Consider the following 24677-nt stretch of genomic DNA (forward strand, 5'->3'; position numbering starts at 1 on the left):
AGGTTGGGTTAAGGAACGCAACCCGACACCTTATTTTTATTAGATTTGCAATTTTAAATTAATGCTCATAAGTTGAAAATTATTTATGCCTAAATTACCACATTTTTGATGAAAACTATGAATAATAAAACAAATATAGAAGACTGTGGTTATACATTCATAGGTACAGCGGTTGATAATTTAATTCGCCATTTTGAGGGTCAATCATCTGTACAATTATATCCTGATTTTCGAGAACGGCGAGAACGTGCAAATGAATTATTATTTGATTTAGTTGGTAAACAACCTGGTTGTTTTTATATTCGTCGTCAAGGGACTGGAAAAGAACCAGGAGAAGAAATTTGGGAATTAATTATAGCCACAGACCAAGATAATTTTCAATTACCAAAAAGACTGAAAAAATTAGGAAAGACTTTAGGATTTAAAGCTGCTGTTCGTCAAGACGGATCTGGAGGTTTTAAAATTTTATCAGCTTATTTATTACCAGAATTGCGGGGAATTGTTGACGGTTATGCTGTACTTTATTGGTTATGTTTAATTCCTAATTATCAAGAGCGTCTTGATATTCCCACACCATTATTGGCAAAAATAAAAAATATACCAATTTGCGGAAATCATGTTCCTACAGAAGATCAACTTCAAGCATGGAAAGCTTTTTTAAAGGTTGAAGAAAATATTGCTAAATCTCGTCAATTTTGCGTATTTTTTATCAATAAAAATAATAACCGCTCAAATTCTCGACAAATCACTTTAGAAATTAAAATTAATTCGGCTACTTTAGATGGTTCTGAAGAACATTTTTTAGGTTTAGAAAACTTTTGGGAACGGGTCAAAAAAGCCAAAAATCAGGAAGTTAAATTTTTAGATTCTGTCCCCACAGAAAAAAATCGCCGTAACAGTCGTCAATTAGGAACTATTGAAAAAATTGATCAAAAACATAATCTTATTAATATTCGACTAGAAAGAGAATTAATTGAATATATAGCCAAAGGTAATTATCAACTTCCCAATAATGGTTACATATTTTTTGATGCTGCTGGAGACATCAAACAAATCGAACGTAAAGAAAAAGCTTTAGAACAGTTAAGACAAGGAAGGACTCAAAACCCCTATTTAGGTAATTTTCTATTTGACGCTTCTCAAGCGAGAACTATTACAAAAAGAGTGAAACTGAAATCACAAGATTTATTGTTGTCTTCTGCTAATGCTGGACAAAAAACCGCAGTGGAAAAGGTACTTTCCGCAGAAGATTTAGTTTTAATTCAAGGACCACCCGGTACAGGAAAAACAACAGTAATTGCAGAAATTTGCTATCAGGTAGCATTACGCGGGGGACGGACATTAATTACCTCACAAGCGAATTTAGCGGTTGATAACGCCCTCAGTCGCTTAGTTCATAATCCCCTTATTCGTGCTATTAGAAAGGGAAGAGCCGAAAAAGTTGGAGAAGAAGGACAGCCATTTTTAGAAGATCAAGTAATTAGTACATGGTTACAAAATACCGCTACTGACTGCGAAAATAATCTCAGTCAACGTCAGGGAAATATTACAATTTTAACTCAATTATTACCATTATTACCACGATTTACAAACTATTATATATTTGAAGAACAGTTTAATCAGCAACAAAATGAACTGAAAGCAGAAAAAGAGAATTTAAAGACAATTTATCAAAACCAAAAAACTAAATATGATCAAATTTTATTAAATAAAAATGAAATTGCATCCTTAATTACTGGTTTAGGGAATATACTAAAAAATTCCCAAAATATAGACTGGGAATCTCTAGAAATCAAGGATTTCTTAACCCATATTCAACCCTATACAGAAAATAACAAACAAGTAGAGATTTTCCGAGAAAATGTAATTCAAGCTATTAAATGTATTGAGGAACTTGGTTTTGTCCGTCCTGATTTTGGTGTATTTGGTTTAGCAGTTTGGTTACAGGAAACCATTATAACTCAACTTTCTGAATTTAAAGCTGGATTAAAAGATATTAATAATCTCGCTTTAGCTATTGCGGAAGTAGCGGAATTAGTTGATATTTTTCAACAAAATTCTGTATCTTTACAGAAATTAGAAACAGATTTGCAAAAATTTAGTATTCACAATAATATACAACCAACAATCCAAATCTGGGAAAATCGTCAACGGGAAATTGATTATATTGTTGAAGCAGTTGTAGAATGGAAATCTACAGGTTATAATAATTTATATCAAGTTTTGAAAGAATGTCAACAATCTGATTTACTTTTAACAGAAAATATGGTAAATTTACCATTAGGTTTATTGATGTTTGCTCAAAACTTAAAATTACCTATTGTTCCCAAAAATTATAAAATCAGTTTACCAGCTTGGGGAGTATTAACAAAAGCCATAGCTTATGAAATAGAGGGAAATTTTACTGATAGAAAAGGTAAACAGCATAATTTTAGTTATTTTTTACAACAAAGTTTTAATCAAATTCCCATAGTATTATCAAAAAGTGATCAGACTCAGTGGCAAAAAACCTATCAAGAGTTAAAAAATTATCAAATTCTTAACCCTAAACAGAGGAAATTGCTAATTGAAAATATTCAAGTTTTTTTAATTAGATTGGAAAAAACTTATGGTAAGTCCTTTGAATGGAATAATATTGAAGCTACTCTTAACCGCATTACCCAAGAACTACTAGAGATGATCTTAATTAATGCGCGTCAATGTGTTTTAAAAGTCAAAACCGAAGCTCAACAACAATTGCAAATTTTAAAACAGCAATTTCAAGAACTTCCAGAAAATGTAATTTCTTCCCAACAAATATCTGAAGCTAAAACTCAGTTAGAAAAGAGTAAACAAGCTGCTAATTTAAAACTTGCAGCAGTTATTAATAATTTACAAGCAATTCATAAACAGCAAAATATACCTCATCAATTAAGGAATTTCACAGAAAAGTATCTAACTAAACAAGCAAATATTTGGGAACAACCACAGGAATTTTCTCAACAAGTTAAGTTTTGGGAAAATCGTATTTATGAATTAGAAACTCTGATTTCATCATTAGCACCCTTTACCATTTTAGAAACAATTAAAGACGCTTTAAATCAGCAATTTATAAATTTGCAAGAACAAACTGATGTTTATCAAGAGCAACTTGAACAATTACAAATAGAAATATCTGATCTAGAAGACAAATTACAATTACAATTATCAGACAATTTAATTATAGAACGGAATTGGTGGGAGTCAACTTGGCAAATTATACCAGATAAATTTAAGCCAGAATTATCTCACCATGATTTATTTAATTTAGAGTTTTTAACCAAGGTCATAAATAAATTAAAATCATGGAAACAACAACTCCAAAACGAAGAAAATTATCTAGATAAATATCAAAATTTTGTTCAAGATTGGATTACAAAATTACGTCAACCTTCCGAACAAGATAGTAATGATTTAAGACGAATTTATTTAGATAATGCTAACGTTGTCGGTATTACTTGTGTTCAAGCTGCAAATTATAGTTTCTCCGAAGAATTTCAATCTTTTGATGTTGTAATTATAGATGAAGTTAGTAAATGCACTCCCCCAGAGTTACTAATTCCCGCGTTGAAAGGTAAAAAATTAGTCATGGTAGGAGATCATCGGCAATTACCTCCTATGCTTGATACTAGCACAGTGGCAGAAGTGGCGCAATCCATGGGTAATTCTAGAGAAGAATTGCAATTTTTAGAAGAATCATTATTTAAAAGTCAGTTTGAAATTGCTGATAAAAGTATCAAGAAAATGCTGAATACTCAATATCGAATGCACCCCATGATCATGGGAGCAATTAATCAATTTTATCATGGTAAATTAGAATGTGGCATTTTAGAACCTGATAGGAAACGCGCTCATAATTTAGCAGGGAAAATCATTCAACCTGATCATCATTTATGTTGGGTAAAAATGCCTAGAGAAAATGAATTTCAAGAAGAACGCAATGGCACTTCATTTGTGAATACTAAAGAAATTGATGTAATTGAAAATATTTGTCACCAATTTGAGCAGGTTTGGTTTCATAAAGTTGCGAATGGAGAACCAAAAAAAGAAATAGCTGTAATTACATTTTATGGCGCTCAATTAAGAAAAATTGATGAACGTTTGCAATCTGAATTTTTTCCCTCTTTACAAATTAGAACGGGTACAGTTGATAGATTTCAAGGTATGGAAAGACCAGTGGTAATTGTGAGTATGGTCAGGAATAATCATCAAGGAGATGTGGGATTTGCAAATAAACCAGAACGGGTGAATGTGGCTTTTTCTCGCGCTCAAGAATTGTTAATTATTGTCGGTTGTCACGATTTATTTACAGGTAAATCTGGTACAGTAGGTAATATGTATTCTGAGGTTGCAAACATTGTTAATCATCATGGAGGTTTTATTGATGTTTCCTGCTTCTGTAGTTAAAATAATTGATAATAATTTGAAATATTTAGTTGATAAAATTGAAGCTGAAAACCCTTATTCATCGGTTTTATTAGCACGTCAATTTTACTATCATGTAACGCAAAATTTCCTAGAATTAACTATTAAAGAACCTCGGAAATTTAATGTTTTAGAAGAGTTTATTATTCGCGCTGGTATGGAATTTAATCCCCCCCCTACAGCTAATGAATTAGCATCTATTTTAGGACTTGATTCTGTATTTGTTAAAAGTACCATTGCTAATCTTCAATCTTTACAAACTCTAGCAAATACACCGCAAATTACTGTCACCCCAGAAGGAAGTTTATTCTATAAACAAGGTTCTGTTCCTAAACCTCCATATTCCGTCCAAATTTATGCCATTACTGATAATTTACTAGGAACAATTACATTTCAATATGAACAATTAGATCATATAATAATTAACCAAAACCAACTAGATTTAATTAAGTTTATCAATATTCAACAAGAAACTCCAGCACTTTCTAATTTACAACTTGCGGATATTCAGGAAATTATTCAATCTTCCGATTTAGCTCTTCATGTCCCCACAGCAGGTAAATTTGTCACTGATTTTAAATTGCGAGGTAGTAAACAAACTATTGCCAGAAATATATCACTATTTGTGATTTTTGATCAAAATCAAAATAAATTAGATATTCAAATCAGAAGGGGAAAGGAGATTTTAGAACCTGCCACAAAAAAGATTCAAGAACTATATCATCAAGAAAAAATATCTCTCGAGAAATTATCTCAATATCCCAATTAATTACCATCACTTGTAACCAACAACAGCAAAATTCCCCTCAGCAGCATCAAACTGAGGGGAGTATCAAAAATTGTACTACAGTCGCTGTCGTCAGATGGTAGCTACTTGATCAAATCAGAATCTACCTTTAGTAGTAGCGATGTTGTCTTTCTGGTTCCGGTTGAACCATTGTAAAATTAGATACATCATGCAAGTAGCGGCTGGCTTCCTCTTCTAAGCGATGAATCCAGTAGGGTTCAATGATATTACTATGTCTGAGTGCGGCTAGGTATCCATCCAAATACATCCGCATATCATCCATACGATAACCGCGATTCCATAATTCGACGAAGGCGTCGGTAAGTCTTTGGTAGTAGCGGATGGTTTGTGTGTCTTGGAGCATAACTGCTGTATTAGTCTCTTGGGAATGAGAATTGTAGATGATGATTCACGCTCAATGAAGTATCACTTCCTGCTTATGTATTAACTCATAAGTAATATTTTGACTTTGGATCAAACCCCTCAGCAGCTAAAAACTTAATTAGATCCTAGGCCAAAAAACTGGACATAAGGTGATTTTGTAGTGTGTTTTTACGATTCTTTGTCAAAAGTTAGATTTAGCAATCTAGCGTCGTGTTAACCTGGTATTGATAATCACAGAGGCTAATTGATATTGCTCCAATTTTTGTGCGTCTTTCTTGAGGAATACAAATTTAGCCATAGTCCAAACCTGTATAATCAAGTTTTATAAATTCTTAGCCACCTCATGGATAGAAAACAAGTCTTGTTTAACTAAGAGTCATAATCAGGTGTGAATTTTATCCTACTCCCTTTGATAAATGATTGTTATCTGAGTTTATCATATCTCTTTAGGAGTAGGACAAATGACTCAAATTAAAGTTTAATCATAGGTAGAGGTTGGCAAGTAAACAATTTTATACCAGTTACCAGAAATTACTAAACCACCCTAGACAAATAGCAATTTGAGTTTAGAGAATGTAAATGTAATAATAATTTAATAAAGCCACCTGCTTTATTGCAAATAAAGTAAAAAATAAATTTTTTGCAAGGTTTTCTTGAGGGAAATGTGAAGAATATCTTCATTGAGGTAACAAAAACTACAAAACCTTGACCACGAGATTGTTAATTTGAGATTCATCAACGCTAAGGGGTTTTGCCACTGTGGGTTCGGTTTGTATTGAAATTGTTGAGGGGAATCCCCATCTGAGATCGTTATTGGGTTGGCACTTGCAACAACTAGAATACCGAGTTCATCAAGCTGCCAGTATTTATCAAGCAAAAGAAGTATTTCAAAGCCATCAACCAACTCTAATCATTTTAGATGCGGATTTATCCGATGGCGATGGTATGGAGTTGTGCCGCTGGTTACATCGTCAACAACAGCCTTTAATTTTGATGTTATCTGCTCGTACCAATGAAGCCGATATTGTTGCCGGTTTAAAAGCAGGAGCAGATGATTATTTAAGCAAACCCTTTGGAATGCAGGAATTTTTGGCTAGGGTTGAGGCCATTCTTCGTCGTCACCGCACACCTAATGCACCAGCTTATTTAGATTATGGCAGTTTGCAAATTGATTTAGTCCAGCGTCGGGTTCGTTTCCAAGGGGAATTTATTGACTTGACCCCCCAGGAATTTAGTTTATTGTACGTCTTAGCACAAGCTGGAGGAGTGCCTTTAAGTAGATCAGAATTATTGCGTCGTGCTTGGCCTGACGCTATTGATAACCCGCGTACCATTGATACTCATGTTTTATCGCTGCGGAAGAAGGTGGAACTTGATCCTCGTCAACCCAGTTTAATCCAAACTATTCGTAATGTTGGATACCGATTTAACATGGAAATTTTGAATGCTAATATCGCTCAACAACAAGCGAAATTACCAAGAGAAAGATTTACTAATCAACTTCCCGTATTAACCGCTCAAAGTTCTTAATTCCAGGGAACTCTTAACAGATAAAATGACCACTGATTAATAACTAATTGTCCATTCTTCTAATTCTTGGCTTTCTGCTGCTGTCAGGGTGACTGCTAAGTTTTCCCAATCTACTTCAGCCGCAGGTTGATTAACCACTAATTGACCTTGCTGAAGATGTAAAACATGAGTACAAAACTCCTGCACTAAATCCCTTTGCCGATTTACCATCAAAATTGCCGAAGAATGGGCTTGATTTGATTGAGTGAGGATATTAATTAAATTAGTAATTGCAGGAGTGTCTAAGGCCGACGTAGGCTCATCTAATAGTAAAATTTGCGGTTCGGTAACTAAAGCGCGAGCGATCGCAATTAACTGTTTTTGTCCTCCAGAAAGTTGTACTTCTGTCCGTCCTAACCATTGTTCAGGAATTTGCAGTTTTTCCCGCCAATAACTGACTTTTTCCTGAATAGTTGGTTTAGGTAAACCACGCAAAATTAAAGGATAAGCTAAATTTTCTCCCACTGTCATCCCCAACAGTTTAGATTCTTGTTGCACAAGCATTATCTGTTGACGAAGTTGAATTACAGGAATTTTGTCATATTCCTGATTTTTAAAATATATTTTCCCGCTAGTAGGTTCATTTAGCCGATTAATCAGACGTAATAAAGAAGTTTTACCAGCACCAGATGGACCAACAATAGCGAAGCGATCGCCTGGTGATACTCTAAAAGAAATATTCTGTAAAATCGGATATTGATGTTGATTCTGTAAACGTCTAGATAAACTAACAGATTTTAGTATAAGCATAATAATAAACTACATTTTTAATGTAAGTAATTAAGATTTTAATGTAATTTAATACATTCTTAATGTAACCTAATACATTCTTAATGTAAAAATTTACAATTTATATTGTAACCTTTCTTGGTCAAATTGAGATAATTACAGAATTAAATTATTGGCATTGCTAAATTAAAGCATCAAATCAGATATACAATGCCAAATAATTTATTGAAATTTAATCACCCAAATACTTATTACCCATGACCCATAACTAATGCAGCTTGAATAGTCCAAATATCTACTAACAGCAATAATAAAGTCAAAGCTAACAAAATTAAATACATCCAAGGCTGTGATAAAGGACGAACATCTTGAGTATCAATACCAGTTTTTGCGGCGACAATATTGATAAACTTAGAAAATCCAGACATTCGCATAGGTAATAAATAAGCCTTACCATCCTGAGTAATAAAATAATATACTAAACCACCTTGTCCAGTCGTTCGTGGCTTTAACTCTTTTACTTCCGACCATGATAAACTCCAACCGCGACGAAAAAACTGAGAAAACCAAACCGAGTAAGTAACCTTAATCCCTTCCTCATCTAAAATCACCCTTTCAGTCAAAACAGCATATAACAAAATAAAACCGCAACCAATTCCTATCCATAATAACCAGGGAGGAATAGTTGCGGCTGTTAACTGAGCTAAAAACGGTAAAGGAACCGTTAACGCTAAATATAAACTTAACAAAGTGATCCGAATCAGAGGAGAAAGACGAAAAACAGAGGTTAAACCATTAGTTAAATTAGCCGTCATGGTGCTACAATCATTAACGATATATTTATCGTAACGATAAAACCACCAAAATTTGACAAAACCATCAACATAAAACTCTCTGCGTCTAGAGCGTCTTGGCGTGAGAAAAAAAGCCCTGATGTAGCCTAAGATTGTTGTAAAATTCCCAAAACAGGAGTTAACTCAGTATTATTAACTTGGGGATTTAACAAACCACCAGCATAAACACGGGGATTAGTTTGGGAGATAATAGTATAAGATTGGCGAACATGAGTATTCACAGCTACAGTTGTTGCATCATACATTTGCATGGCAATTTTAGGATAAAAACCAATGCCAATAATTAACACTAGAAAAGAAGCAGCAATGAAAATCTCTCGTGGCCTAGCATCAGTATACACAGTTTCCGTTGGTAAAAGACAATCTGTACCAAAACAAGCAGTCCCTTCATCTTCTTGATTTTGAATACTTGCATTGTTAATATCACAGATCAGGTCTGCACCAGAACCGTAAAATACTTGACGTAGCATGGAAAGGAGATAAATGGGTGTGAGGATAACCCCTACAGCAGCGAGAAAAACCGTCACAGTGCAAAAAGTGGTAGTGTAAACATCACTAGTAGTGATACCCACAAATACGGAAAGTTCACCAACAAAACCACTCATTCCTGGTAAAGCTAAAGAAGCCATAGCTCCCATTGTAAATAGAGCAAATACTTTTGGCATTGCTTGACCAATACCACCCATTTCTGCCATCATCATAGTATGAGAGCGATCATAGGTGACACCTGCGAGAAAGAATAAGACAGAAGCAATTAAACCATGGGATATCATTTGTAACATTGCGCCATTGATACCCAAATCGGTAAAAGATGCAATTCCTATGAGGACAAAACCCATGTGAGAGATTGAGGAATAGGCCAAACGACGTTTCATGTTCGTTTGAGCGAAGGAATTTAAAGCACCATAGATAATGTTGACAACACCGAGAATAACGAGAATAGGAGCAAAGTAAACATGAGCGTCGGAAAGTATGTCAAGATTGAGGCGAATTAGTCCATATCCGCCCATTTTTAAGAGTACACCGGCTAAAATCATAGATACTGGAGAAGAAGCTTCACCGTGAGCATCAGGTAGCCAAGTATGTAGGGGAAAAATTGCCAATTTTACCCCAAAGGCAATTAATAAACCCGCGTATAGTACTAGTTGGAAGGTGAGGGGATATTCTTTGTGTGCGAGTTGAGCGATATCAAATGTGACATTTCCACCGCCATATAAACCCAGTCCGAGCGCTGCTACCAAGATAAATATAGAGGCTGCTGCGGTGTAAATAAGAAATTTAGTAGCTGCGTAGCGTCGTCTTTGTCCACCCCAAATACAGACTAGTAGATATACGGGAATGAGTTCCACTTCCCACATAATGAAAAATAATAGCAAGTCTTGGGCGACAAATACTCCAACTTGTGCAGAATATAACACAAGTATGAGAAAGTAAAAGAGCTTGGGTCTGCGATCAACTTGCCAAGCGGAAAAAATGGCAAGGGTGGTAACAAAACCTGCTAAAAGCACCAAGGGAGCGGAAATACCATCAACGGAAACCGACCAATTTAAGCCTAATTGGGGCATCCAAACGTAATTTTCTACGAGTTGAAAACTAGCACTACTGGCATCATAATGCTGCCAAAAAGCTAAACACATCAAAACAAAGTCTGCTATACCTACACCTAGCGCGTACCAACGGACAACTTTGCCGTCCTTATCAGGGAATAGGGGGATAAGAAAGGAAGCCAGGAGTGGAAATAGGACAATTGCGGTAAGCCAAGGAAATTGATCCGCTATCATGTCAATAGGAAAATATACTTATTTGTCTAATCAGATTATTGTACTAAACTTTTTAACAATTTCTTTATAAGTTTTTACCCAAGGTGAGTATAAGAAAATATTTACTTAAAAATATCTTATGATGAGGATTGAAAAGTTTAAAAAATTGGTTTGTCTAGATAATAGTTTAAAATTATACCATTTGTGTGTAATGCTGGCGCGATCGCCTTTTCTTCCGTAATTAAAAAAGTTAGCGATAGCGTAACTTCTCTAATTACCGTATTTTAGCAGAATTATATATGCTTCAACTAGCAGCAAAATCGGTAAATTTCCGTTTGTATGGAGCTTTAAAACCCAAAACTATATCTTGTTTAGGAACTCCAGCTTCTACTAATTCATTAGCTACTCCGATTTCTGTGCCATCGCGTTCAATCCAAATTTTGCCATCTTTAATTTCTACGTAAATAATACAACCAAATATTCGCGTTAGTTCTTGCCAACCAATATTAATAACTTGATAATGATCACGATCCGTATCAAATATCAATTTGACTTCTGTTTGATTATTTGGGCGATTTCTTGCGTGACCTTCCAGAATTGTTTGGACTATTTCTTTGTAATTTAGTCTCTCCATATCACAATCTCCTCTTGATCTGGGTTAAAAATCAGTAATTTTAGGTCATATTCGCCAACTATTCTTTGAATAAACTTCCGACTAAAAAACTCATCATAAACATCTATTGTCCATCCATCTTTTGTCAGGGCTGTTTTAACTGTATTATGAAATAAATCTTTAGCTGGCATACATAAATTAAACTTATTTAACCACTGTTAATAGCATAATATCTCAGATGAAAGGTTCAAAAGGCAATTAAAGATTTAGAAAGATAAATTATAGTAACAAAACCCAGTTTATACAGAATTAGGTTTATCGATTTGTGAGGAAACAAGGGAAAGGCTATCAACCACGACAAAAATGTAGGGTGCGTTAGCGACAGCGTAACGCACCGAAAATCAGTAAATAAACATACATAAGGTGCGTTACATTTCATTAACGCACCCTACAAGATCAGGCGATCGCACTGATGCTAATATGCAGTATGATTGAGAAATTCACCTGGTGTTGGGTTTCACTTCGTTCTACCCGACCTACTTGGACGACTTTGACTACTTCTGATATTGTATTCCCAGTCTCTAGACTGGGAACGACAAATTTACCCAGCCTACTTTTTTAGAAGTTACTAAAGTTAGTAATTGCTTCTGTGATTTTACTCACAACCTCATCTACAGATATCGCTCCCAATTCCCCAGAAGCCCGGGTACGAATACTCAAGCTGTTGGTTTCCACTTCCTTCGCACCTATTACAGCCATGACGGGGATTTTATCCTTCTCTGCGTTGCGAATTAACTTACCCAAGCGATCGCCACTGGTGTCCACTTCCGCACGAATACCGAATGCAACCATCTTCCCAGCCACCTCTTTACTAAAATCTAACTGCAAATCACCTACGGGTAATAACCTAATTTGCACAGGTGCTAACCATAACGGGAAATCACCTGCGTACTCTTCAATCAAGATCCCTATTAACCGCTCTAACGAACCAAAGGGAGCGCGGTGAATCATCACTGGGCGTTTACGCGAACCATCTTCAGCGACATACTCTAAATCAAACCGCTCAGGTAAATTATAATCTACTTGCACAGTTCCCAATTGCCATTCCCGTTCTAAAGCATCACTGAAGATAAAATCGAGTTTTGGACCATAGAAAGCCGCTTCACCAATTCCTTCAAAATAGTCCATTCCTAATTGTTGCACAGCGCGACGAATTGCCCCTTCTGCTTGATCCCAAACTTCATCACCACCAATATATTTATCACTGGCTGGGTCACGAAAACTCAATCTAGCTTTAAAATTCTTTAATTGCAGACTTTTGAAAACGCTCAAAATCAAGTCCACAACATTGAGAAATTCGCTATCTAGCTGTTCGGGAGTTACAAATAAATGAGAATCATCAACAGTAAAACCGCGTACTCTGGTTAAACCACCCAATTCTCCCGATTTCTCATAACGGTAAACTGTGCCAAATTCTGCCAACCGCATTGGTAATTCCCGGTAAGAGCGTAATTCACTTTTGTATATTTGGATATGAAAAGGGCAGTTCATTGGTTTGAGAACAAAACCCTGTTCTATGGCTTTCGCTTCCTCATCTTCAGCCATTAACGGAAACATATCTTCCTTGTATTTCTGCCAGTGTCCCGATGTTTTAAATAAATCAACTCTGGCAATGTGGGGAGTAACAACAGGTAAATAACCCCGTTTTAACTGTTCTTTTTTGAGGAAGTCTTCTAAAATTGTCCTTAATAAAGTCCCCTTGGGAGTCCACAAAGGTAAACCAGGTCCAACTAAATCAGAAAAGACAAATAATCCTAGTTCTTTCCCTATTTTACGATGATCACGGCGTAAAGCTTCTTCTTTGCGACGTTTGTACTCGGCCAGTTGTTCGGGAGTTTCCCAAGCAGTGGCATAAATGCGCTGTAATTGAGCTTTTTTCTCATCACCGCGCCAATAAGCACCTGCAACGCTTTCTAATTCTATAGCTTTGGGATTAATTTCGCTGGTATTTTCTACATGAGGACCAGCGCACAAATCCCACCATTGGTCTCCTAAATGGTAAATTGTGATGGGTTCTTGTTTGATATCGGCCAGAATCTCTAGCTTATAGGGTTCTTTAATAGCTTCAATGCGCTTTTGTGCTTCCTCGCGGCTAACTTCTTCCCGAATTAGTGGTAATTTACGATTAATAATTTTGACCATTTCTTTTTGAATGGTTTTTAAATCCTTATCGCTGAAGGGTTCTGGGCTATCAAAATCATAATAAAACCCATTTTCAATCCAAGGACCAATTGTGACTTGCGCTTTGGGAAACAGCTTTTGTACTGCCATGGCCATTATATGGGAAGCTGTGTGGCGAATCTTCTTTAATGTTTCTGACTCGCTGGTACGGGGTAAATAGATTTTTTCGGCTGCTGGGGTTTCTTGATTTGGCGACATTGGCTGTTAAACTTTTGGCGAAGTGTTAAAAAAAATAGAATTGACAAAAAATATCTTTACAAAATAAATAATAGTCTACTGGCCATGGTTTCTCCTAAATTTAGCAAAAAACTGCACTTAGCTCCTAGTCAGGACTCTAGTCCTCTCTTTGGGACAGATGATTTTTTTTGTCAGGTTGATTTCTTCCTTTAGAGGTATCTAGAGTTACTCCCAAGGGGCTTTACAACACCATTGCCAAATTTATATAATTGTGATCTGTACGCTATTGTTACAGATTTTTTCAGATAGGAAGTTATGAACTGATTGTTAAGAATCGTAAATAACGTTAATATAAAAAAAATTAGGAAATATGCTTCTCATATATGGAGGAATCAAATCTACCAAATGCTGATTTACTGGAAGCCGTCTTACAACCGCTGTTAGAGGATTTTCAATATTGGTTTGAGCGATATCACCAAATTCTGGAAAATGAGAAGATCCCTTTTATGAGTGAAGAAGAGCAATTTAACTTACTAAAACGAGTTGAAAATGCACAAAATGAACTCAACACAGCCAAGATATTGTTTACAGTCACAGGTAAACAAGTGGGAATTGATATGGCAACCGTAACACCTTGGCATCAATTAGTTACAGAATGTTGGGGTGTGGGAATGCGTTTAGGTCAATTAAAGGAATTGTAAAGCCTTTGAAACAATCTAAATCAATCTAAATCAACTAGAAATCGTCAGAATACCAGACAATTCTTAACATTGTTTTCATAAAAAAATAATGTCTCTCATGTTACCTTAATCTAAATATAAAGATTGCACTAGATAACATAGGGGCATAAGTACAGGATTTTACATTCTCTTTTACCGTAGATAGTTTATTTACGGAGTTTAAGTTTTACAAAAAAACATTCTCAACCTTGCTATTCTGGAGGAAAACTCGATGCTACACCTACTCTATATTTTAGCGTTCACCGTTCTGGCATTTATGGCCGTTGGTAATTTAATTCGGAATTTGATTATGTTCAGTTTTGACAGGGAAAGGACTTATTCTAGCAACCAATCATCACCAGGTGGTTTTGGTTATTATGCAGCTAGAAGGCAATATGTTCCCCACCCTGAATTGTTAGACAGTGCTGGTAATATAATTAAAGAACCTTTGTTGGTAATGCGTTCCATTAATGTTGAAGATGCGCGAGAACAGTTAGATGCTCTTTATGAATCTTCCCCTAGTCAGAAAATTGATCATTCAGAAGGAGCTTAATTAATACTCTACCGCATTAAGTATGATTCTAGCGGACAAGATGCCCACACCACAACATTCTTGAGTTGGTAACAACTTATGGAAAGATGAACAGGATTGATCATGTATTTTATCGTCATCCTGTAAATCTTTAAATCCCGTACATCCTGATTCAGACTATTTACGCTTCAATCACTACCCGCAGATTACCGCGTTTTTTCGCAACCCGACAAGCAGTAGTGCTACCAGAACGCTCAAATTCTAAATCCAAAATAGTCCCACCAACACGCAAATTATGTAATGATAAACGATTGATGGATTCTGGTAAAGCCGGGTCAATAATTCGCAAACAATTATTTTGCGCGTCTGGGACTAAATTCACGATCATTTGCAATAATTGAAAGATACTACCTGTAGCCCAAGCCTGGGGTGTACAAGCAACAGGATACTGTACTGGTGCATTATCACCTTTCATTTCATAACCGCAAAATAGTTCTGGTGGTCGTTGATAAGGTTGCTGGGAAGTCATGTCAAATAATCCTTGAAATAATTCCAAAGATTGATCAATTAAACCTAAACTTCTTAATCCCATGGCAATTAAACTATTATCATGAGGCCAAACTGAACCAATGTGATAACCCATGGGATTGTAAGCTGGTGATAAACTACTTAAAGTTCTAATTCCCCAACCATTAAACATATCCGGCGCTCGTAATCTTTCGGCTACACTGTAGGCCTTTTCTGGGAGAAAAATTCCTAAAGATAAACAATGTCCAGGGTTGGAGGTAATACTGTCCACTGGTTTACCTTCTCCGTCTAACGCTAAAGCACAAAAATCTTGATCTTCTATCCAAAAATCTTCATTAAAACGAGTTTTTAAATCTCTAGCTTCTTCTAACCAAATTTCTGCTAAATCTAGCTGTTTTTTCGTTTTTGCAATTTCGGCTAATTTAACTTTAGCAGCATAGACATAGGCTTGAACTTCACATAGAGAAATTGGACCTATGGCTAATTCTCCTTTGAAGTTAACAATACAATCACCAGAATCTTTCCAACCTTGGTTATTTAAACCACGTTTTGACCGCCGATAATAACTAAGATAACCAGTTTTTTGCATATTCCGATCTATCCAATCCATGGCGGCTAAAGCATTCGGCCAAAGTGCTTCCAAGGTTTCTTGGTCATGAGTCCAGACGTAGTATTCAGCATACAACATTAACCACAATGGAGTCGCGTCAATTGTCCCATAATAGGGTGTATGGGGAATTTCTTCACACCGCGCCATTTCTCCTAAACGCAATTCGTGTAAAATTTTTCCTGGTTCTTCTTCCTTCCATTCATCTTCGTTTTTCCCTTGATAATCAGCTAATAACATCAATGTTTCTTTAGCAATTTGGGAATTTAACATCAATGTTTGGGAAGCGGTAATAATAGAATCCCGGCCAAATAACGTTGAAAACCAAGGTACACCCGCAGAAACAGTTTTATATTTACCAAAGGATTGGCGTAATAAGTAAATATCTTGTTCTGCTCTTTCAATAACTCGATTGAAAAGACTTTTATCGGAACTAATGCGGGTAATTTGTTGTACCCAACTTTGCTCCTCCATCATCTCCGAGGCTTTGGCTTGTGCTAAGGTAATAGCTGGATTTACCGTTGAACCACCATTGTTATTAATTAACAAGTTCAAACGATAACCGAGTTTTTGGGTTTCGTGAGAGCCTAATTCTAGCCGCCAAATCGCAGTATAACCTTGAAAATCATCCGGTTGTCGGTGTTGGAATTGAATCCGCGATTCCATAATCGAATTATCTAAACCTTGATAGGCTAGAGTTAGGGATTCTTCTTTTTGGTGTTGAGATTGTACGCAAGGGATTAAGTCAATTTCTGGATTTTTTGGTTCTACTAAACGTAAAATTTGTCCCCGTTTTTCCCGACTATGACCCCGAACTTCAAATAAATCTACAAAATCTGCATCAAAGCTGAGACTTAGTTCAAAATTAATGGTGGTAGTGCTGTAGTTCGCTATTTCTATTTCTTCAAATAGTGCGCCATTGAGAACAATTTCCCGATGTATCCCAATTGTATCAGGTTTTAACTCCTCTGTGATTTTGGGATTTGTACATAAAACCGATAGAGCAAAACCCTTGTCAGTAGTGCTACTCAGTAATACAGGCGATCGCCCATTAATCTGTAATTCTAAACGACTCAAAAACCGAGTATCACGACAAAACAGCCCCATGCTAGAATTACTTTCATCCGGGGAACAACTAGAAATATTCCCCATAGTATCCGTCACCAAAAATAAATCATCATCTTTAACTGTCAGCGTTGGTTGTGGTCTTTCACTGACAACACAAGGCCATTCTGGAATTGGTAATTTTTCTGCGGAAATAAATGTTTTTCCATCTAAAACAATTTTTTCTGATAGTTTGCTTGGTGTAGTCATATTTATTAATTTATCTGATATCATTAGTTGAAGTTACCTGTATAGGTGTAAATTGGTTTAGTTTGATGCGGTTCAATTAAAGGGGAAAATATTAACGTTACAACAATGAATCTCTCTAAATGTATACCTTTTTTTTTAAAAGTCAAGGCTGAAAAATGACTATTTTTCAAGAGTTTCTTCCTTGCTAAACCTTGAGAGATGCTAAAGGTAGAGAATACTTACTCAGACACAAAATCTGATGTAAATTATAAAAAAGCTGGGGAAGGATGCTCACAGCCTCAGAACTATGTAACTAGTTAATTACCTCTACTTAGTTTATAGTTCACCTAATCAAAAACCTATGTGTAATTATAAAGACCAGGAATCTTCTATTATGTCTACAACATCAGAAATTGCAGTGGAATTTCGTAATGTCAGTTTTGAAATTAATCACCGTCCTCTATTATCTAACTTAAATATTAGTATTTATCAAGGAGAAGCCTTAATTTTATTGGGGCGTAGTGGTAGCGGTAAAACCACAACTTTAAAATTAATCAATCATTTACTTTTACCCACCCAAGGGGAAGTTTTAGTAGGTTCAAAATCTACAACTAATTGGGATGCTATCAAATTAAGAAGACGTATCGGTTATGTCATCCAGGAAACAGGGTTATTTCCCCATTTTACCATCGCGGAAAATATCGGACTTGTACCATCTTTAGAAAAATGGCCACTACAAAAAATTCAAAATCGAGTCTATGAAATGTTAAACTTAGTAGGACTAGAACCAGAAAAATTTGCTCAACGTTATCCCCACCAATTATCAGGAGGCCAACGTCAACGGGTGGGAGTTGCTAGGGCTTTAGCAGCAGATCCACCTATCCTATTAATGGATGAACCTTTTGGCGCACTTGATCCTATCACTCGTTTGGAATTACAACAACAATTTCAATATTTACAACAACAATTAGGAAAGACTGTGATTTTTGTCACCCATGATATTCAAGAAGCTTTCTTTTTAGCCTCTAGAATTGGTTTAATGTATGAAGGAAATTTAGTGGAATTAGGAACGAAAAGAGAATTTCTTAGTTCTCAACATCCAGAGGCACAGGCTTTTTTAGCTTGTTTAAATGCGGCAAAAAGTTGGGAACAACTTAACTAAGATTAGCATACAATTAGCATAAAATCATGTTTTTATTTCAATACGGTTCAGAAATTATCCTTCACAGTGGAGAACATTTAATCTTAGTAATCATAGCTATGACAATAGCTATTTCTATCGGGCTTCCTGTGGGCATTTTTATCACTCGTCAACCACAACTAGCTTCTCCTATTCTGGGTTTAGCAAATGCAATTCAAACTATCCCTAGTCTAGCCATCTTTGGTTTTTTAATTTCCGTGCCATTTTTGGGAGGGATTGGTAAAATACCAGCCATATTTGCTTTAACTCTTTATGCTTTACTTCCCATAATTCGTAATACCTATATTGGCATTAATAGCATCAATCCTGCTATTAAAGAAGCTGGAATAGGGATGGGAATGACAGACAAACAGTTATTATTACAAGTAGAAATTCCCTTGGCTTTACCAGTTATTTTAGCAGGGGTGAGAGTAGCCACAGTTATATCTGTAGGAATTGCTACTATTGCTTCTGCTATTGGTGGTGGTGGTTTGGGAGTATTTATTTTTCGGGGTATTTCGATAGTTAATAATGAATTAATTTTAGCCGGAGCAATACCCGCAGCTTTAATTGCTTTGAGTGCAGATTTTGGTTTAGGATTATTAGAAAAAAACCTAACTAAACCAACAGGGAATAAATCAAAGTTGGCGATTATTTTAGGAATAATTACTTTAATTATAGCTGGATTAATTGCATTTAACTATCAACAAAAACCAGCGACGATTATTATCGGTTCAAAAAATTTCACAGAACAAATTATTTTAGGAGAATTATTAGCACAACAAATAGAAAATCATACTCAGCTAAAAGTAGATCGTCGTTTTAATTTAGGAGGAACATTTATTTGTCATGAAGCAGTTAAAGCGGGAAAAATAGCCGGGTATGTAGAATATACGGGTACAGCATTCACAGCAATTTTAAAGCAAAAACCGATTAATAATCCTGAAACTGTTTATGAAAAAATCAAAGAATACTATGATAATAATTTGAAATTAACAGTGATGAAACCTTTAGGATTTGAAAATACCTATGCTTTAATTATTCGCGGTGAAGATGCAAAAAAATGGCAAGTTAAAACCCTTTCTGATATTGCTAAATATACTTCACAACTGAACGCAGGATTTGGTTATGAATTTATTGATAGAGAAGATGGTTATCGGGGGTTAGCAAAAACATACAACTTCAATTTTACCAAATCTCCTCAACAAATGGAATTAGGATTAATGTATAAATCTTTAAAAGCGAAAAAAGTAGACATTATAGCAGGGAATTCTACAGACGGTTTAATTCCATTTTTAAACTTGGTGATCCTAGAAGATGATAAAAAATATTTTCCACCTTATGAAGCTGTACCTGTTTTTAATGAGGAGATTCTGCAAAAATATCCAGAATTAAGAGATACCATTAATCAATTAGGAGGTAAAATTTCTACAACTGAAATCCAAAAGATGAATTATCAAGTAGATAATCAATCTCAACCAGTGGAAAAAGTTGTTAGTGAGTGGTTAAAATCTCAACAATTGTAATTTTCAGATGTTTGATTCTCAAAAATATAAAATTTTTGATCAGGTTTTCTCGGCAATTTCAATAAATTTTTTGCTTTGTTCAATCAAAATTCTCACATCTTCCTCACTCAACTCAAGGGTATCATCAATTAAGCTTTCTTTAGCTTTTTTTATAAATTTTTTCTCCTCCGATATCATAGAAAAATACCTTCTTTTTTGACATTATAATTAAAGGGAGTATTTTCATTTTCAAACTTTGCTGAAGAGATAAAGTGACGAGAAATAACAACATCGTTTTTTAGACAAATGTTTGAGATTATTTGACTAGTTTTATCAATTTCATGATAGGGATTAATCTCTGATTTCAGAACAACCAGAATATCAATATCAGAAAATTCTTGAGCGTCTTCCCTCGCTTGAGAACCATATAAAATAATTGCTTCCAGTTGGTTTTGATAAAGTTCTTGCAAAGCTTGTTTAACTTCTTGTAATATCAAATTAAGCTGTGATTTGTTCATTGCTTAAATCATCCCTTATAGTTAAGATTTTTGGTGTTTGTTCGTAAGTATTTAGCAACCAGCTATCAGCTTTACATATTGAAATTCAAAAAAACATAAATAGTGTATAAATTTATTCATAAATTGATGCCAATGATGATAAATAGCTGATAGATTCTATTATAGCAGTGCTGAATAGTATATGAATTATCAAGTAAATATTCAACCTCGTCCTGTGGAAAAAGTTATCAGGGAGTTGTTAAAATATCAAAAATTATTGCTTATCTTAACTAAAAAGTAAAAGCAATGCTAAAATAGAAGAAATATTTAACAGTGTAAAAAAATGAATGCCTATCAAACTTATTTAACCATTGATAATTCTCAACAGGTAGTTCTCTCTAATTTACCTTTTGCAGTAGGAACAAAAGTAGAAATCAAGATTCAGGTAGTTGATGAAAAAAGATTAGCAGCAGCTAATCAATTGCAGTCTTTATTCAAGGAAATTCAATCTTTACCTTCTTCCCAAGAAATCACAGAAGAAGAAATTAGTGAAGAAATTGATGCTTACCGGAGAGCAGAATGAGGGTTATTATAGATACGAATATTCTCATATCGGCTGCTTTAAAGAATAGAGTTCCTGAACAAGTAGTTTTATTTGTTGCCTGTAATTTAGAGTATACTTGGTTAGTGTCAGAAGAAATTCTTGAAGAGTATCAATCAGTATTAAATAGGGAAAAGTTAAACATTAATTTAGATAAACGAAATCTTTTTCTAAAATGTATAAAAGATGTTACCACGTTAATTAGAACTGATAATACTATTGAGTTTAAAAGAGATAGAAAAGATGCCAAGTTTCTTAGCTGTGCTATAGCAGCTAAAGCTGATTTACTAATTACTGGAGATAAAGATTTTAGCGAGGCACAGACACTAATTGAGACTAAAATTATCTCAGTTTCTCAGTTTAAAGAAGCATATTTATCTTGATGGAAATTTAAGTTAAATTAGAGGATGTTGGAAAAGTTTTCGGCGAATATAATATGGCTTACGCCACGCTGCGCTATCGCTACTACACAAGCGAAGTCCACCTTCGTGGACTATTATATAGATAATTTATCCGTGATGTTCATGAGTTGTCAAACTATCAATTTTGACAACTGAAATTTTCCTTATTTACCATCCCCAAGTACCGGGTTCACCTTTAAATGGTCCAACAATATCACTAGTTATCCATCCTCCATAAAAATTACCAGCTTGAGGTATAACTAACTCATCATTAACATAACAAGCATCCATTAAACCAGGGTAAAAACTATAATATTCCTGAATTGATTGAAAATTAGGACTAGGTTGAATATATTTCCAAGCAGCATTATGAATATACTTGTCTCCCACAGAAACATCATAATATTCACAGACACCTTTCCATTCACAATAACTTTTTTTAGGTGTCTCTATTAAATATTCTAACTTAATATCTTCAGCAGGAATATAATAACCTGGTGGATGACTAGTTTCTAAAACTCTTTTTCCTTTGGTTGTTTCTGCTAAAACAATCCCATTACAAATAACTTTGAGATGTTTGTCGGTATCTTGTAAAATTGCTGGACGGGGATAGTCCCAAACAGATTCTTGGCCAGGTTGTGGAGTAATAGGTTGTGGTTTCATGATTTATGACCTCTAAGTTCCTTGGGAATAAACACTTAATTTATTTTATCTCGTTGAACAATGACAATTATCAGCATTCAGAACTTTATAAGTATAAGTATTTTTCATCCTGATTTCTCAATCCTGAATGCTGAAAAGAAAAGTTATTCAACTTGACACAAAATCAAGCCAAACCAGCCTTTTTCATCTGTCCAAGTTTTCACAGTATTTAATCCCTTACTTTGTAATTGTTTTTCCATAGTTACTAAATCAAACTTCCGGGAAATCTCTGTTAATATACTTTCTCCCTCTGCAAAATGCACCTTTAAATCCAATATTTGTAAATTAACCCAATGGCTTTTTTGACAATGTAAATACATTTCAATTTGATGATCAACGTGATTATAAATTGCTTCATGTCTAAACAAATTGATATCAAAATTACTTTGAAAACGCCAATTCAAATGAGAAAGCATATTCAAATTAAAAGCAGCAGTCACTTCTTGACTATCATTATAAGCAGCTTCTAGAATATCTTGGGGTTTTTGTAAATCAATACCCAATAAAAAATAATCTCCCGGTTGTAAAGTGCGAGAAACTTGATTTAAGAAAATATCACATTCTTCCGGGTTAAAATTCCCTAAAGAACTTCCCAAGAAAAATAACATCCGTGATTGTAAATAATTCGATTCTAGATGAACTAACGCTTGTTCATAAGTTCCTAATAAACCATGAATAGAGAAATCAGGATACTTTTCTTGTAACTGTAAAACACTAGTTTTTAGAATACCTCCGCTGACATCAATAGGTAGATATCTACAAGAGTTAGCAATCTTTTGATAAGCAGTTAATAAAGCTTGAGTTTTTGTAGAACTACCACTACCTAATTCTATCAACTCACAACAATTTGTAATTTCTGCAATTTCATCAGCATATTGTTGTAAAATCCAGGCTTCTGTACGAGTCGGATAATATTCTGGTAACTCACAAATCTTTTCAAATAATAGAGAACCAGGATCATCATAAAAATATTTGGGGGGTAAATTTTTCGGTTTTTCAGTTAACCCCTTAATGACATCTTTACCATCAATACTTAGCTCTTGATAATGATGATCTAAAACTGTTAAAGGTTGTGTAATCATTTGCTAAATCCTCTCTGTTTACTTTGTGACTCTGGGTGAAAAAAAAGATATTTATTTGATATTTATTTAATCCAGTTATTTAATCCAAACTGGCAGCAATTCTAAAACCGACGTGCTGATAAAAAAACGGACGAAACCAGTTACGATAACAAGGTAAAGCCATTGTACCATTCGTTGCCCAAGAACCACCCAACATCATAAAATGTTTATTATCAAAAAATGGTGCAGATTGATCTGGATAAAGATCATGGGTTTTAAATCCTGGTAAGGGGTAGAATGTACTAGACAACCATTCCCAAACATTACCCCGTAAGTCAGAAATACCAGATTGATTATTTTCTGAAAACATTCCTACAGGAGTTGGGGAAATAAATTGTAAGTTCAGATTGTAGTTATTTGATAACCGATAATCTTCAGATATTTTCAGAGCTTGATTCCATTCTGCTTCTGTCATTAACCGAGTATTCTTACCTTTCCACTGACAATAAGCCATTGCTTCATAATGGTTAACTTCTACAGGCCAATCTAAAGGTAAATCTATTTCATCAAATGTAGCACGATAACGATAGTTATTTTCTTGGGCTATCCAAAACTTAGGATATTCTACATTGTAGAGTTGTTTCCATGTCCAAGATTCAGCATTCCAGTAATTAGAATTGTTGTAACCACCTGCTTGAACAAATTCTAAAAATTCTCCATTTGTAATTAGATATTGACTAGCTAAAAATGGTTTGACTTCAACTTCTAAATTACCATATTCACTATCCCACCCAAAAGTTAAATCATCTTCATTCTTTCCTAATTTGACGACACCACCGGGAATTTCTCGCATTTGATTATCAGGAATTTCTCCATTACTAGGTGCATAATTCCATCCTTGGGGACGTTGTAATTTATCAACTGGTAGTTGACGCAACAGCATGGAAGAGGTTTCCAAATGAATGCGACTATGTTCTATTCCCATTAATAAAGCCCAAATAGGATGTTGTTGATCAATGGGTAAATTTAGGGTAGTGTTGTTAATGATTGCTGTAATTTCTGACCTAGCTTTGTTTCGATATTCCCAGACTTTTTCAACATCAGGCCAGTTAAATCCTTGAATAGCTACCTCTAGTTCTGCTGGTGTTTCTGGATCAACGCCAATTTCAAATAGATTTTCATATTGGGGATTAATCCGATTTTTTAATAAACCGACCTGAATTAATTTATTGATATAAAAAACAGCGGAATGGCCAAGATAGAAAATTAATTTATTTCTTAAAGGATCGGGATTTAGATAAAAGGTTTCTTCCTTAATTACACTTTTCATTAAGGTTTCTTCCATTTCCCAGGAATTTTCAAAATAGTTAAGTAGGATTGTGGAACTACAATTATCGAGTTGGGGAATATGGGCATCTGTCATTTTTTTGGTCTGGTGAATTGTTGGTATGATCTCAATTAATTAAGTTTATCTGAAATTATGTTAACATAATT

At 34.8% G+C, this 24677-nt stretch carries 22 protein-coding genes; 9 read left to right on the plus strand and 13 right to left on the minus strand.

All coding sequences use genetic code 11. The features are described 5' to 3' along the window. Window positions 1-117: 117 nt before the first annotated feature. Together H6F62_RS00815 and H6F62_RS00820 are read left to right on the plus strand one after the other, a co-directional pair. Window positions 118-4425 (plus strand): AAA domain-containing protein, encoded by a 4308-nt coding sequence (locus H6F62_RS00815; protein ID WP_190371086.1) that lies wholly within the window; start codon window positions 118-120, stop codon window positions 4423-4425. After that, window positions 4403-5212, plus strand: a complete 810-nt coding sequence (locus tag H6F62_RS00820; protein WP_199290942.1) for a hypothetical protein — start codon at window positions 4403-4405, stop codon at window positions 5210-5212. The genes H6F62_RS00815 and H6F62_RS00820 overlap by 23 nt, the downstream gene beginning before the upstream one ends. 127 nt (window positions 5213-5339) lie before the next feature. On the opposite strand, the gene H6F62_RS00825 is transcribed toward H6F62_RS00820, so the two are convergent. Continuing rightward, on the minus strand, window positions 5340-5594 hold the full coding sequence (locus H6F62_RS00825; protein WP_028083035.1) for a DUF6761 family protein: 255 nt from the start codon (window positions 5592-5594) through the stop codon (window positions 5340-5342). 779 nt (window positions 5595-6373) lie between these two features. Between H6F62_RS00825 and H6F62_RS00830 the strand changes: the two genes are divergently transcribed. Next, window positions 6374-7144, plus strand: coding sequence for a response regulator transcription factor (locus tag H6F62_RS00830; protein WP_137906506.1), 771 nt, complete (start codon window positions 6374-6376; stop codon window positions 7142-7144). A gap of 36 nt (window positions 7145-7180) precedes the next feature. On the opposite strand, the gene H6F62_RS00835 is transcribed toward H6F62_RS00830, so the two are convergent. The 6 genes from H6F62_RS00835 to thrS form a co-directional block, all read right to left on the minus strand. After that, the gene (locus H6F62_RS00835) at window positions 7181-7933 is read right to left on the minus strand and encodes an ATP-binding cassette domain-containing protein (protein WP_190371087.1); all 753 of its coding nucleotides are present in this window, start codon (window positions 7931-7933) and stop codon (window positions 7181-7183) included. Window positions 7934-8163: 230 nt separating this feature from the next. After that, the gene (locus H6F62_RS00840) at window positions 8164-8727 is read right to left on the minus strand and encodes a hypothetical protein (RefSeq protein ID WP_137906508.1); all 564 of its coding nucleotides are present in this window, start codon (window positions 8725-8727) and stop codon (window positions 8164-8166) included. Window positions 8728-8852: 125 nt separating this feature from the next. Beyond that, window positions 8853-10547 (minus strand): NAD(P)H-quinone oxidoreductase subunit 4, encoded by a 1695-nt coding sequence (locus H6F62_RS00845; protein WP_190371088.1) that lies wholly within the window; start codon window positions 10545-10547, stop codon window positions 8853-8855. Window positions 10548-10830: 283 nt separating this feature from the next. Further along, a complete protein-coding gene (locus tag H6F62_RS00850) occupies window positions 10831-11160 on the minus strand; it encodes a XisI protein (protein ID WP_137906510.1) in 330 nt (109 codons plus the stop codon). Beyond that, entirely contained in the window at window positions 11148-11330 is a 183-nt protein-coding gene (locus H6F62_RS00855; RefSeq protein ID WP_190371089.1) for an element excision factor XisH family protein, read from the minus strand. Before H6F62_RS00855 ends, H6F62_RS00850 begins: the two co-directional genes overlap by 13 nt. Window positions 11331-11757: 427 nt before the next feature. After that, window positions 11758-13578, minus strand: a complete 1821-nt coding sequence (gene thrS / locus H6F62_RS00860) for a threonine--tRNA ligase (protein WP_190371090.1) — start codon at window positions 13576-13578, stop codon at window positions 11758-11760. A gap of 362 nt (window positions 13579-13940) precedes the next feature. Here thrS and H6F62_RS00865 point away from each other — a divergent pair, with 362 nt between their 5' ends. Together H6F62_RS00865 and H6F62_RS00870 are read left to right on the plus strand one after the other, a co-directional pair. Further along, the gene (locus H6F62_RS00865; protein ID WP_190371091.1) at window positions 13941-14258 is read left to right on the plus strand and encodes a DUF2605 domain-containing protein; all 318 of its coding nucleotides are present in this window, start codon (window positions 13941-13943) and stop codon (window positions 14256-14258) included. A gap of 250 nt (window positions 14259-14508) precedes the next feature. Next, complete coding sequence (locus H6F62_RS00870) at window positions 14509-14829, plus strand: DUF2973 domain-containing protein (RefSeq protein ID WP_137906514.1); 321 nt, start codon at window positions 14509-14511, stop codon at window positions 14827-14829. A gap of 160 nt (window positions 14830-14989) precedes the next feature. On the opposite strand, the gene H6F62_RS00875 is transcribed toward H6F62_RS00870, so the two are convergent. Beyond that, window positions 14990-17257 carry an amylo-alpha-1,6-glucosidase gene (locus H6F62_RS00875; RefSeq protein WP_137906515.1) on the minus strand — a complete coding sequence of 756 codons (2268 nt, stop codon included), beginning with the start codon at window positions 17255-17257 and terminating at the stop codon, window positions 14990-14992. Between the two features lie 373 nt (window positions 17258-17630). On the opposite strand from H6F62_RS00875, the gene H6F62_RS00880 reads away from it, so the two are divergent. Beyond that, window positions 17631-18398 carry an ATP-binding cassette domain-containing protein gene (locus tag H6F62_RS00880; RefSeq protein ID WP_137906516.1) on the plus strand — a complete coding sequence of 256 codons (768 nt, stop codon included), beginning with the start codon at window positions 17631-17633 and terminating at the stop codon, window positions 18396-18398. A gap of 26 nt (window positions 18399-18424) precedes the next feature. Beyond that, window positions 18425-19942, plus strand: a complete 1518-nt coding sequence (locus tag H6F62_RS00885) for a glycine betaine ABC transporter substrate-binding protein (protein WP_137906517.1) — start codon at window positions 18425-18427, stop codon at window positions 19940-19942. Between the two features lie 39 nt (window positions 19943-19981). On the opposite strand, the gene H6F62_RS00890 is transcribed toward H6F62_RS00885, so the two are convergent. After that, entirely contained in the window at window positions 19982-20119 is a 138-nt protein-coding gene (locus H6F62_RS00890; protein ID WP_162501166.1) for a hypothetical protein, read from the minus strand. After that, complete coding sequence (locus tag H6F62_RS00895; protein WP_137906518.1) at window positions 20116-20439, minus strand: nucleotidyltransferase domain-containing protein; 324 nt, start codon at window positions 20437-20439, stop codon at window positions 20116-20118. Before H6F62_RS00895 ends, H6F62_RS00890 begins: the two co-directional genes overlap by 4 nt. A 322-nt stretch (window positions 20440-20761) precedes the next feature. On the opposite strand from H6F62_RS00895, the gene H6F62_RS00900 reads away from it, so the two are divergent. Then, window positions 20762-21001 carry a hypothetical protein gene (locus H6F62_RS00900; RefSeq protein ID WP_137906519.1) on the plus strand — a complete coding sequence of 80 codons (240 nt, stop codon included), beginning with the start codon at window positions 20762-20764 and terminating at the stop codon, window positions 20999-21001. Beyond that, a complete protein-coding gene (locus H6F62_RS00905) occupies window positions 20998-21402 on the plus strand; it encodes a putative toxin-antitoxin system toxin component, PIN family (protein ID WP_190371092.1) in 405 nt (134 codons plus the stop codon). Before H6F62_RS00900 ends, H6F62_RS00905 begins: the two co-directional genes overlap by 4 nt. A 186-nt stretch (window positions 21403-21588) precedes the next feature. Here the strand turns inward: H6F62_RS00905 and H6F62_RS00910 are convergent, their stop codons facing one another. From H6F62_RS00910 to ovoA, 3 genes are all read right to left on the minus strand, one after another. After that, complete coding sequence (locus tag H6F62_RS00910) at window positions 21589-22083, minus strand: DUF427 domain-containing protein (protein WP_190371093.1); 495 nt, start codon at window positions 22081-22083, stop codon at window positions 21589-21591. A gap of 143 nt (window positions 22084-22226) precedes the next feature. Beyond that, window positions 22227-23204: an L-histidine N(alpha)-methyltransferase gene (egtD, locus tag H6F62_RS00915; RefSeq protein ID WP_190371094.1), complete on the minus strand. Its 978-nt coding sequence runs from the start codon at window positions 23202-23204 to the stop codon at window positions 22227-22229. Between the two features lie 79 nt (window positions 23205-23283). Beyond that, window positions 23284-24606 (minus strand): 5-histidylcysteine sulfoxide synthase, encoded by a 1323-nt coding sequence (gene ovoA, locus H6F62_RS00920; RefSeq protein WP_190371095.1) that lies wholly within the window; start codon window positions 24604-24606, stop codon window positions 23284-23286. Between the last annotated feature and the right edge of the window lie 71 nt (window positions 24607-24677).

The sequence above is a fragment of the Anabaena sp. FACHB-1391 genome (genome assembly GCF_014696755.1).
Classification (GTDB): Bacteria; Cyanobacteriota; Cyanobacteriia; order Cyanobacteriales; family Nostocaceae; genus Dolichospermum; species Dolichospermum planctonicum.